This is a genomic window from Ideonella sp. B508-1 (assembly GCF_000333615.1).
Taxonomy (GTDB): Bacteria; Pseudomonadota; Gammaproteobacteria; order Burkholderiales; family Burkholderiaceae_C; genus Ideonella.
Genome location: NZ_BADL01000402.1, coordinates 1 through 11277, shown reverse-complemented (window position 1 = coordinate 11277; position 11277 = coordinate 1). Strand labels below are relative to the sequence as shown.

Sequence of the window (11277 nt, the reverse complement as noted above, 5' to 3'; positions counted from 1 at the left end):
CCACTGGTGTAGAGGATGTAGCTGGGGTGGGTGCTGTCCACCCACTCGCAGGGCACCTCGGCGTTCAGGTGACGCTCACGCTCGCTGGCGTAGTCGATGTCCCGGCCGTCGACCTTGGCGAAGTCAGCCAGGCCGCGGTTGACCATCAGCACCGCCACGGGCTGGTGGGTGGACAGGCTGATGGCCTCGTCCAGCAGGTGCTTGTAGGGCACGACCTTGCCGCCGCGCATGCCGGCATCGGCACTGACGATGACCTTGGGCTGCGCGTCATCGATGCGGGTGGCCAGCGAGTGGCTGGCGAAGCCGCCGAACACCACCGAGTGGATGGCGCCGATGCGCACGCAGGCCAGCATGGCAAAGCAGGCCTCGGCGATCATGGGCATGTAGATCAGCACCCGGTCGCCCTTGGCCACACCCTGGGCCTTCAGGATGGCGGCCATGCGCTGCACCTCGGCATGCAGCTCACGGAAGCTGTACGTCTTTTCCGTGTTGGTCTCGGTGGAAACGAAGATGAGCGCGTTCTGGTCCGGGCGGGTGGCCAGGTGACGGTCCACCGCGTTGTGGCACAGGTTGGTCTGGCCACCGGCAAACCACTTGGCAAACGGCGGCTGGCTGTAATCGCACACCTGCTCGTAGGGCTTGTGCCAGTCGATCAGTTGGGCCTGCTCGGCCCAGAAGGCGTCGCGTTGCTCGATCGATGCGCGGTGGAACTCCTGGTAGGAGCGGTAGGTCAGGCTCATGCTTGTCTCCTCGTTCGATGGGTCGTGTCTTGCGACCATCCAGCGATTGAACGCATTCAGCCTGACATTGCGCTGTCACTCCCGTGGCAGCGCCTTGATGCACATCAGGCTTCTGGAGGAAGCATGGTCTCCAGCGCACGGGCCAGCATCTGGCCAGGCTCGACCTTGGTGGCCAGGCCCTCGGCCCGCAGACGGTTCAGCATGTGGCGGGTGATGGTGTGCGCTCCGCTGCCACGGCGACTCTTGAACATGAAGAACTGACCGTTGTCACTGCGCCAGTTCAGCAGCGCGGTGACCCAACGTCCCTGCAGCATCAGCCGGCAGAGGTCGCCCACCTTCAGCCCGTCGAGCCAGGCCTCGCGTTCCACCAGGCTGTGGTCATCGTCCTCGTCCATGGCCATGGGCACGGTGGCCAGTTCGGCATGACCGGCCCATTCGTCCCCGTGCAGTTCCGGCAGGCCGGACAGGTCGCCCACGGTCGGGGCGCTGGGCACCACCACCACCGTCGAGCTGAGCCCCATGAGGGAGATCTTCTCGATGCCCGAGAGCAGGCGGGTCAGATCGGCCACATGGCCATCGACCTGGTGCATGGCGAATCCCGCGGCCATCATGCCCTCGCGGGCGGCATCGAGCAGGGCCTGACGCTCGATCAGGGTCGGCACGGCCCCCCGGCGCAAACGTCCCACCGCGGTGAGCAGATCGGGCACGAGGTTCATGTAGCGCAAGGCCGAGGGCGAGCCCGGCCCCTGGCGCACCAGGGTGTGGGTCATCACCTGAACCCAGGGCCCCTGCAGGAACTGGCGCACATCGTCGGGCACCGGTGTCTTGTGCAGTTGATCGGCCAGTTGGGCCCGGACCGTGGGCTCCATCTCGCGCCGCTTGGACTCCATGTCGAAGGCCGTCTCGAGCTCGGCAGGCCGGGTGTCACCGAAATCGCCGGGCACGCTGTCCAACTCGCTCAGCGCGCTGTCAAAAGCCTCCAGGGACAGTTCCTGCGGCCGTTCCAGCTCGGCCAGCATCGGCCCCAGCCGGGCGGCCAGCTCACGCATGTCCGGGTCATTGGGCGACTGGACCGCACTGAGCGCGGCCAGGCGGTCCAACAGGCGCCAGAAGGGGTGCGTCGATTGCCGCAGCGCCGACAGCTCCTTCGGGCTCAGGCGCTCGACCTGCGCCAGCAGACGGCGCCAGACCGAATCCATGGCCGCGCCCGCGTGACTCTGGCGGGCCAGCACCCGGGTCAGCTGCTCCAACTTGCGCACCAGCGGGGGCGACAGGCCGGCCTGGGTCGCGACGGACCCCACCGCACTGCCCGAAGAACCGATCGCGCCCAGGAACTCCCCGGGCGGCGCAGAGAAGAGGCGCTCGATGCCCACGTAGGCCGTGCCGCCGATGGCCGAGGCGGGGCGAATCGACGCCGATGCAGGCCGCAACCCTTGGTCGCGCAACCACTGCAGATGGCGCTCGAACATCTGCAGGGTCTGACTCCCGAGGACGCTGGCCGCCGCGCGCAGGATGGGCAGGCGCAGCTCGGGCTCTGCCCCCAGGTCCACCAGCGCCTGGCTGAAGGACTCGGCCACGATGGCCGGACTCAGAGGGTAGGCCAGCTCGGGCTCATGCATGGGCCGCCCCGGCAGCATGGCACACAGGGTGCGCAACTCGCGCAAGGTGTTTTCGGTCAGGTGGGTGACCTGCTGGGCCAGCCGCCCGGTCTCGATACCCTCCTGCATGGACGACTCGTCCATCAGCGAGAGCATGGGGGAGGAGTCCAGCAGGAACTCGCGCATCTGCAGGTCGGGCGCCTTGGCCGGCGACAGCTCCTCCTTGACGCGCTGGGCCAGCGCGCGAACCAGGGCCTGTGCCACCACGCCATGGCGTGCCTTCAGCCAGGACAGGGCCTGGCTGGCCTCACCACGACCACCGGCATGCTCCCAGGGGCTCGACAGGCTGTTGAGCAGACTGTCCTTGGTCCCCCGCTCCACACCGGCCGCCCACACGGGCAGGCCCTCCACGACGTGAAGCCACAGAGCCTGGAAATTACAACTGCGGGTCATGGCGCCAAGTGGAATGTCGATGGAATCGGAATCAATGCCGAAGTGTATGACCACCGCGTAAAGATCCGATGCCCGCCCGGCAAGCCCGTGTGAAGCCCAGAAACAAGAAGGCCTGCCGGATGGCAGGCCTGGGGCTCTGGGCAAAGCGATGAACGGCCTGACTCAGGCCAGGGCGGCCACCACGTCCGGCGGCGCCTGCACCAGCTCGATCAGCACGCCCTCACCGCCCACCGGAAACTCCTCGTTGCCCTTGGGGTGGATGAAGCAGATGTCGTAGCCGGCTGCGCCCTTGCGGATGCCCCCGGGCGCGAAGCGCACGCCGTGTGCCGTCATCCACTCGACCGCCTTGGGCAGGTCGTCCACCCAGAGTCCGACGTGGTTGAGCGGTGTGGCGTGCACGGCCGGCTTCTTCTCGGGATCCAGCGGCTGCATCAGGTCGACTTCGACCGCGGTCGGGCCGATGCCCAGCGCGCAAATGTCCTCGTCCACGTTCTCGCGTTCGGAGACGAAGGTGCTCTTGACCGACAGGCCGAACATGTCGACCCACAGGGACTTCAACCGGGCCTTGTCGGGCCCGCCGATGGCGATCTGCTGGATGCCCAGGATCTTGAAGGGCTTGGCGCTGCTCATGGGCGGCTCCTCACTCGAAGGCGATGATGGCCTGGTCCACGCTCAGGCTTTCGCCCTTCTGCGCGCGGACTTCCTTGACCACGCAGTCCTGCGTGGCCACCAGGATGTTCTCCATCTTCATGGCTTCGATGACCGCCAGCTTCTCGCCGGCCAGCACCTTCTGCCCCACCTTGACCGCCACATCCACCAGCAGGCCCGGCATGGGCGAGAGCAGGAACTTGGACAGGTCGGGCGGTGCCTTGTAAGGCATCAGCTGGTGCAGCTCGGCCGCACGCGGCAGCAGCACCAGCGCCTCGATGGCGGTGCCGTTGTGGGCGATGCGCAGGGCCAGCGGCTTCTTGGCCGAACCACGTTCGACCTGGGCGGCAAAAGGCTGGCCGTTGACCAGACCGGTCATCAGCACCTCGCCCAGCTTGACCTGGCTCTGGATGGTGTAGGTCTTGTGGCCGACCGTCACGTCCAGCGTGCCGGCCCCATCGTCAAAGGCGCCCAGCTGCACCGGGTGGTAGACGTTCTGGCCTTCCGCCCCCAGCTGAACCACCACCACCTGGTCGGCAAACGCCACCTCGTGCCCCGGCAGTTGCCCGCTCATGGTGGCGGCGCGAGCGCGTGACTTGCGGCGCACGAAGGCCGCCAGCGCCACCAGGAACAAGGGGTCGTCGTGCGGCACGTCCTCGGCCTTGAAGCCCTGGCTGTAGTGCTCGGCGATGAAGCCGGTGTTGAACTGGCCGGTGACGAACTTCGGGTGGGCCAGCAGGGCCGCCTGGAAGGGAATGTTGCTGTTGATGCCGCGGATCACGAAGGCGTTGAGCGCGGCGCGCATCTTGGCGATGGCGTCGTTGCGGTCGCTGCCGTGCACGATGAGCTTGGCGATCATCGAGTCGTAGAACATCGGGATCTCGCCACCCTCGTAGACGCCGGTGTCCACGCGCACGCCGCCGAAGTGGCCGCTGGCGTAGGCCGGGCCCTGCAGGGTCTCGGTGCCCTGCTCCAGGTTGGCGGCAGGCGGCTGGTACTTCACCAGGCGGCCAGTGGAGGGCAGGAAGTTGCGGAACGGGTCTTCCGCATTGATGCGGCACTCGATGGCCCAGCCTTCACGCTTGATGTCGGCCTGACCAAAGCCCAGCTTCTCGCCCGCGGCCACGCGGATCATCTGCTCGACCAGGTCCAGGCCGGTGATGCACTCGGTCACCGGGTGCTCCACCTGCAGACGGGTGTTCATCTCCAGGAAGTAGAAGTCCTGGTCCTTGCCGACCACGAACTCCACCGTGCCGGCGCTCTGGTACTTCACCGCCTTGGCCAGGGCCACGGCCTGTTCGCCCATGGCCTTGCGGGTGGCGTCGCTGATGAAGGGCGACGGCGCCTCCTCGATCACCTTCTGGTGGCGGCGCTGGATCGAGCACTCGCGCTCGTGCAGGTAGACCACGTTGCCATGGCTGTCGCCCAGGATCTGGATCTCGATGTGGCGAGGCTCCTGGACGTACTTCTCCATGAACACGCGGTCGTCACCGAAGCTGTTGCGCGCCTCGTTGCGGCAGGACGAGAAGCCCTCGAAGCACTCCTTGTCGTTGTAGGCCACGCGCAGGCCCTTGCCGCCACCGCCGGCCGAGGCCTTGATCATCACCGGGTAGCCGATCTTCTGGGCGATGCCCACGGCCTCCTCGGGCGAGAGGATGGGCTGGTTGTGGCCCGGGATGGTGCTGACCTGGGCTTCGCCCGCCAGCTTCTTCGAGGCGATCTTGTCGCCCATGGCCGCGATGCTGTAGTGCTTCGGGCCGATGAAGACGATGCCCTCTTCTTCGCAGCGGCGGGCAAAGTCCTCGTTCTCCGACAGGAAGCCGTAGCCGGGGTGCAGGGCCTCGGCCCCGGTGGCCTTGCAGGCGGCAATGATCTTGTCGGCCACCAGATAGGACTCGCGCGAGGGCGCCGGGCCCAGCAGCACGGCCTCGTCGGCCAGCTCGACGTGACGGGCGTCCTTGTCGGCCTCCGAGTAGACGGCCACCGTCTGGATGCCCATCTTGCGGGCGGTCTTGATCACGCGGCAGGCAATCTCGCCGCGGTTCGCAATCAGAATCTTCTTGAACATGTAGGACTCGCTCAGTTCGGAAGTACTTTGGAGAAGTCTGGCCACTTCTTCGCAGCCATCCTCAGCAATCTCTTCAGTTCGGGTTCACTGAGTAAAAGCGCAAACTGGCCGAAGACCCAGCGCCCCTTCGCCCCAGGCTTCACACCGACCATGTAGTAAGCAAAACGGTACTCACTCGCCGGTTTGGGCGCCGTGTGTTGGATTTTTTGCAAGCAAATGAACTTCTTCCCATCCATAGTTGGAAAACCGACGAAGTCCTCTACCTTGAAGCTGAAGGGGGCCCCGTTGATGTTCCGCCTAGTTCTCAGCTTGCCGACACCGCAGTCCGGTAGGTCCGTTGGCAGACTTGGCATATCAACTCCAATCAAAGAGGAATATTCCCGTGCTTGCGCCACGGGTTCTCCAGCTTCTTGTCCTTGAGCATCATCAGCGAGCGGCAGATGCGCTTGCGGGTCTCGTGCGGTTGGATGACGTCGTCGATGAAGCCGCGTGCACCGGCCACGAAGGGGTTGGCGAAGCGGGCCTTGTACTCGGCCTCGCGGGCCGCCAGCTTCTCTGGGTCGCCCTTGTCTTCGCGGAAGATGATCTCCACCGCGCCCTTGGCGCCCATCACCGCGATCTCGGCATTGGGCCAGGCGAAGTTCACATCGCCGCGCAGGTGCTTGGAGGCCATCACGTCGTACGCGCCGCCATAAGCCTTGCGGGTGATGACGGTGACCTTGGGCACCGTGCACTCGGCATAGGCGTAGAGCAGCTTGGCGCCGTGCTTGATGATGCCGCCGTACTCCTGCGCGGTGCCGGGCATGAAGCCGGGCACGTCGACGAAGGTGATCACCGGGATGTTGAAGGCATCGCAGAAGCGCACGAAGCGCGCGGCCTTGATCGAGCTCTTGATGTCCAGGCAGCCGGCCAGCACCAGCGGGTTGTTGGCCACGATGCCGACGGTCTGGCCTTCCATGCGGGCCATGCCGATCACGATGTTGGCCGCGTAGTCGGGCTGCAGCTCGAAGAAGTCGCCGTCGTCCACGACCTTCAGGATCAGTTCCTTGATGTCGTAGGGCTTGTTGGGGTTGTCCGGCACCAGGGTGTCCAGCGAGTGATCCAGGCGGCCCACCGGATCGCCGCTGGGGCGCACCGGCGGTTTGTCACGGTTGTTCAGCGGCAGGTAGTTGAAGAAGCGGCGCAGCATCAGCAGCGCTTCCACATCGTTCTCGAAGGCCAGGTCGGCCACGCCGCTCTTGGTGGTGTGGGTGCTGGCGCCGCCCAGTTCCTCGGCCGTCACCTCCTCGTGGGTCACGGTCTTCACCACCTCGGGGCCGGTGACGAACATGTAGGAGCTGTCCTTCACCATGAAGATGAAGTCGGTCATCGAGGGCGAGTACACCGCGCCGCCGGCGCAGGGGCCCATGATCATGCTGATCTGCGGGATCACGCCCGAGGCCATCACGTTCTTCTGAAACACGTCGGCATAGCCGCCCAGCGAGGCCACGCCTTCCTGGATGCGGGCGCCGCCCGAGTCGTTCAAGCCGATCACCGGGGCACCGACCTTCATGGCCTGGTCCATGATCTTGCAGATCTTCTCGGCGTGGGATTCGCTCAGCGCGCCGCCGAAGACGGTGAAGTCCTGGCTGAAGGCGAAGGCCAGGCGGCCGTTGATCATGCCGTAGCCGGTCACCACCCCGTCGCCCGGGATCTTGCTGTCGGCCATGCCGAAGTCCACGCAGCGGTGCTCGACGAACATGTCCCATTCCTCGAAGGTGCCTTCGTCGAACAGCAGCTCCAGCCGCTCGCGGGCGGTCAACTTGCCCTTCTTGTGCTGAGCGGCAATGCGCTTCTCGCCGCCGCCCAGGCGCGCCTTGGCGCGCTTGTCTTCGAGCATCTGCTGAATGTCATGCATGATGGTTCACTCCTCGGTCTCTCGGGGGTACTTGGAATGGGTCAGTGAAACAGGTCGAGCAGGCGGCGTGCGGCCACGGAGGCCGCCACGCGCCCGGCCCGGACCTCGGTGGTCAGGGGTGCCAGGGCCTCGCGGACCTGGGCATGGGAGCGGAACAGGGCCTTGAGCCCGGCGTCGATGCGCTCCCACATCCAGGCTTCGTCCTGGGCATGGCGGCGCGCGGCCAGCCGGCCGCTGCGCTGCTGTAGCGCGCGGTAGCGGCTCACGGTCTGCCAGAACTCGGACACACCGGTGTTCTTGAGCGCGCTGAGCTGCAGCACCTCGGGGTGCCAGAGGTCTTCCAGGTGGTGGGCGTGCTCGGGGTTGCCATGCTGGCCGAAGAGCCGCAGGGCACTGGTGATCTGGGCGCGGGCGCGGGTGGCCGCGTTGGCGTCGATGTCGGCCTTGTTGATGACCACCAAGTCGGCCAGCTCCATCACGCCCTTCTTGATGGCCTGCAGGTCGTCGCCCGCGTTGGGCAGCTGCAGCAGGCAGAACATGTCGGTCATGCCGTGCACGGCCGTCTCGCTCTGGCCCACACCCACGGTCTCGACGATCACCACGTCGTAGCCGGCGGCCTCGCAGACGATCATCGCCTCGCGGGTGCGTTCGGCCACGCCGCCCAGGGTGCCGCCCGAGGGGCTGGGGCGGATGTAGGCGGCCTCCTGGACGGAGAGCTGCTCCATGCGCGTCTTGTCACCCAGGATGGAACCGCCGGATACGCTGGACGATGGATCCACCGCCAGCACGGCCACCCGGTGTCCCTGGGCGATCAGGTGCAGGCCCAGGGCCTCGATGAAGGTGCTCTTGCCCACGCCGGGCACGCCGGAGATGCCCAAGCGGAACGACCTGCCGCCATGCGGCAGCAGGGCATTGAGCAGGGCATCGGCGCGCAGCCGGTGGTCCGGCCGGGTCGACTCGAGCAGCGTGATGGTCTTGGCGATGGCGCGCCGACGCAGCAGCGGGTCGGCCCCCAGCACCTGCTCGCACAGACGCTGCTCGCCGGCCTCCAGGGTGCCGTCGTGGGGAAGGCTCGTCATCGGATCAGCGAAGGTCGGTCGGGCCGGCCGAGGCAGCGGGCCGCAGGTAATACAAGTCCCACTCACCTTCGGCCTGCAGCTGGAAGCCATGCCGCTGGTAGAAGCGGTTGGCGTCGCTCAGGCGCAGAGCGGTAACACGCACGGCCTTGCCGTGGCGGTCGGCCTCCTGCAGCACCTGCTCCATCACCCAGGAGCCGATGCCCAGCTTCTGGGCATTCGGATGGATGTAGAGGTGGTCGAGCAACCATTCGCTGTCGTCCTCCAGCGGCACCACCACGACGAAGCCCACCAGCTCACCATCCATCAGGATGTTGCGGGTGAACTTGGGCTGGAAGCCGCGCGAGAGACGCTCACGCGCGCGCTGGGGATCGAAACGCCCCACCTGCTCCAGGCTTTCGCGCATGGCGGCCAGGCGCAGCAACAGCAGGGCTTCGAAGTCGTCGTCGCTGGCGGGCCTGAGGGAGAGTCCGGGCGGTGGCGACTGAGTGGGCATGGGTGTGGCGAGGATGGAAGCTGAAATGACTCAGGCCTGCTGGGCGGCGCGGATCTGCTCGAGCACGTCCTTGGCGCTGACCGGGATCGGCGTGCCGGGACCGTAGATGCCCTTGACGCCAGATTCATAGAGGTAATCGTAGTCCTGCGCCGGGATCACGCCGCCGACGAAGACGATGATGTCGTCGGCGCCCTGCTTCTTCAGCTCGGCGATGATGGCCGGCACCAGGGTCTTGTGCCCCGCGGCCAGCGTGGAGATGCCCACCGCGTGGACGTCGTTCTCGATGGCCTGGCGGGCGCATTCCTCGGGGGTCTGGAACAGCGGGCCCATGTCCACGTCGAAACCCAGGTCGGCAAAGGCGGTGGCCACCACCTTGGCGCCCCGGTCATGGCCGTCCTGGCCCAGCTTGGCGATCATCACGCGCGGACGACGCCCGGCCTGCTCGGCGAAGGCATCGATCTCGCCCTTGAGCTTCTCCCAGCCCTCGGCGGAGTCATAGGCAGCAGCGTACACACCGGTCACCTTCTGGATGTCCGCACGGTGGCGGCCGAACACCTTTTCCAGCGCATCGCTGATCTCGCCCACGGTGGCGCGCAGGCGGATGGCCTGGATCGACAGGTCGAGCAGGTTGCCCTGCCCGCTCTGAGCGCAGGCGGTCAAGGCGTCCAAGGCAGATTGGACCTTGGCGTTGTCGCGGCTGGCCTTGATCTGCTTCAAGCGGGCGATCTGGGACTCGCGCACCTTGACGTTGTCCACCTCGAGGATCTCGACCGGATCCTCCTTGGCCAGCTTGTACTTGTTGACGCCGACGATGACGTCCTTGCCGGAGTCGATGCGGGCCTGCTTCTCGGCCGCGCTGGCCTCGATCTTGAGCTTGGCCCAGCCACTGTCCACCGCCTTGGTCATGCCGCCCATGGCCTCGACCTCCTCGATGATGGCCCAGGCCTTGTCGGCCATCTGCTGGGTCAGCGTCTCCATCATGTAGGAGCCGGCCCAGGGGTCCACCACGTTGGTGATGTGGGTCTCTTCCTGGATGATGAGCTGGGTGTTGCGGGCGATGCGGGCCGAGAACTCGGTGGGCAGCGCGATGGCCTCGTCCAGCGAGTTGGTGTGCAGGCTCTGGGTGCCGCCGAACACCGCGGCCATGGCCTCGATGGTGGTGCGCACCACGTTGTTGTAGGGGTCCTGCTCGGTCAGCGACCAGCCCGAGGTCTGGCTGTGCGTGCGCAGCATCAGGCTCTTGGGGTTCTTCGCGTTGAAGCCCTTCATGATGCGGCACCACAGCAGGCGGGCCGCGCGCATCTTGGCGATCTCGAGGTAGAAGTTCATCCCGACCGCCCAGAAGAAGGACAGCCGGCCCGCGAAGTCGTCCACGTCCAGGCCCTTGGCGATGGCGGTCTTCACATACTCCTTGCCATCGGCCAGCGTGAAGGCCAGCTCCAGCGCCTGGTTGGCGCCCGCTTCCTGCATGTGGTAGCCCGAGATCGAGATCGAGTTGAACTTGGGCATGTTCTGACTCGTGTACTCGATGATGTCGCCGATGATCTTCATCGACGGCTCGGGCGGGTAGATGTAGGTGTTGCGGACCATGAACTCCTTGAGGATGTCGTTCTGGATGGTCCCGGACAGCTTGTCCTGCGGCACGCCCTGCTCTTCCGCCGCGATCACGTAGCCGGCCAGCACCGGCAGCACCGCGCCGTTCATGGTCATCGAGACCGAGATCTTGTCCAGCGGAATGCCGTCGAACAGGATCTTCATGTCCTCGACCGAGTCGATCGCCACGCCAGCCTTGCCGACGTCGCCGGTCACGCGCGGATGGTCGCTGTCGTAGCCGCGGTGGGTGGCCAGGTCGAAGGCCACCGACACGCCCTGGCCGCCGGCCGCCAGGGCCTTGCGGTAGAAGGCGTTGGACTCCTCGGCGGTGGAGAAGCCGGCGTACTGGCGGATGGTCCAGGGCCGCACCGCGTACATGGTGGCCTGCGGGCCGCGGATGAAGGGCTCGAAGCCCGGCAGCGTGTTGGCGTAAGGCAGGCTGGCGGTGTCGTCCGCGGTGTAGAGCGGCTTGACCTCGATGCCCTCGGGCGTGTGCCAGGTGAGCTTGCTCAGATCCCCACCGGCCGACTTGCTGGCGGCCTGGGCCCACTGTTCGAGGTTGGCGGATTTGAATTCGTTCGGGTTCGACATGGAATCTCCTGGGGCCCGGCGGGAAATCGCCTGGGTCACGTCCCTGTGCATCTGCTTGCCAGATTGGCTTGCTGACAATGATACAGAATGCATAATTGTGAATCCATCTTGACATGG

The 11277-nt window shown here is 66.2% G+C and carries 9 protein-coding genes; all 9 read right to left on the bottom strand.

The annotated features are described in order from the left end of the window. Positions 1 to 740: AMP-binding protein (locus tag I73_RS16670; RefSeq protein WP_022981660.1), on the bottom strand; the 740-nt coding region annotated here is incomplete at its 3' end. A gap of 104 nt (positions 741 to 844) precedes the next feature. Further along, a complete protein-coding gene (locus I73_RS16665; RefSeq protein WP_083876826.1) occupies positions 845 to 2791 on the bottom strand; it encodes a DUF1631 family protein in 1947 nt (648 codons plus the stop codon). Positions 2792 to 2953: 162 nt separating this feature from the next. Then, positions 2954 to 3421 (bottom strand): VOC family protein, encoded by a 468-nt coding sequence (locus I73_RS16660; protein WP_022981658.1) that lies wholly within the window; start codon positions 3419 to 3421, stop codon positions 2954 to 2956. Between the two features lie 10 nt (positions 3422 to 3431). Beyond that, the gene (locus I73_RS16655) at positions 3432 to 5507 is read right to left on the bottom strand and encodes an acetyl/propionyl/methylcrotonyl-CoA carboxylase subunit alpha (protein ID WP_022981657.1); all 2076 of its coding nucleotides are present in this window, start codon (positions 5505 to 5507) and stop codon (positions 3432 to 3434) included. An 11-nt stretch (positions 5508 to 5518) separates the two neighbouring features. Further along, positions 5519 to 5902, bottom strand: coding sequence for a hypothetical protein (locus I73_RS32705; RefSeq protein ID WP_148289820.1), 384 nt, complete (start codon positions 5900 to 5902; stop codon positions 5519 to 5521). After that, entirely contained in the window at positions 5872 to 7404 is a 1533-nt protein-coding gene (locus tag I73_RS16650; protein ID WP_022981655.1) for an acyl-CoA carboxylase subunit beta, read from the bottom strand. Before I73_RS16650 ends, I73_RS32705 begins: the two co-directional genes overlap by 31 nt. 41 nt (positions 7405 to 7445) lie before the next feature. Continuing rightward, on the bottom strand, positions 7446 to 8483 hold the full coding sequence (gene meaB / locus I73_RS16645; protein ID WP_022981654.1) for a methylmalonyl Co-A mutase-associated GTPase MeaB: 1038 nt from the start codon (positions 8481 to 8483) through the stop codon (positions 7446 to 7448). Positions 8484 to 8487: 4 nt separating this feature from the next. After that, entirely contained in the window at positions 8488 to 8976 is a 489-nt protein-coding gene (locus I73_RS16640) for a GNAT family N-acetyltransferase (protein WP_022981653.1), read from the bottom strand. 30 nt (positions 8977 to 9006) lie between these two features. Next, positions 9007 to 11160 (bottom strand): methylmalonyl-CoA mutase, encoded by a 2154-nt coding sequence (scpA, locus tag I73_RS16635; protein WP_022981652.1) that lies wholly within the window; start codon positions 11158 to 11160, stop codon positions 9007 to 9009. Between the last annotated feature and the right edge of the window lie 117 nt (positions 11161 to 11277).

What these genes read in the sequence shown, in the direction of transcription:
- I73_RS16650 (WP_022981655.1), bottom strand. Translation starts at nt 7,404, where the DNA reads ATGCATGACATTCAGCAGATGCTCGAAGACAAGCGCGCCAAGGCGCGC.
- I73_RS16640 (WP_022981653.1), bottom strand. Translation starts at nt 8,976, where the DNA reads ATGCCCACTCAGTCGCCACCGCCCGGACTCTCCCTCAGGCCCGCCAGC.
- I73_RS16655 (WP_022981657.1), bottom strand. Translation starts at nt 5,507, where the DNA reads ATGTTCAAGAAGATTCTGATTGCGAACCGCGGCGAGATTGCCTGCCGC.
- scpA (WP_022981652.1), bottom strand. Translation starts at nt 11,160, where the DNA reads ATGTCGAACCCGAACGAATTCAAATCCGCCAACCTCGAACAGTGGGCC.
- I73_RS16660 (WP_022981658.1), bottom strand. Translation starts at nt 3,421, where the DNA reads ATGAGCAGCGCCAAGCCCTTCAAGATCCTGGGCATCCAGCAGATCGCC.
- meaB (WP_022981654.1), bottom strand. Translation starts at nt 8,483, where the DNA reads ATGACGAGCCTTCCCCACGACGGCACCCTGGAGGCCGGCGAGCAGCGT.
- I73_RS16665 (WP_083876826.1), bottom strand. Translation starts at nt 2,791, where the DNA reads ATGACCCGCAGTTGTAATTTCCAGGCTCTGTGGCTTCACGTCGTGGAG.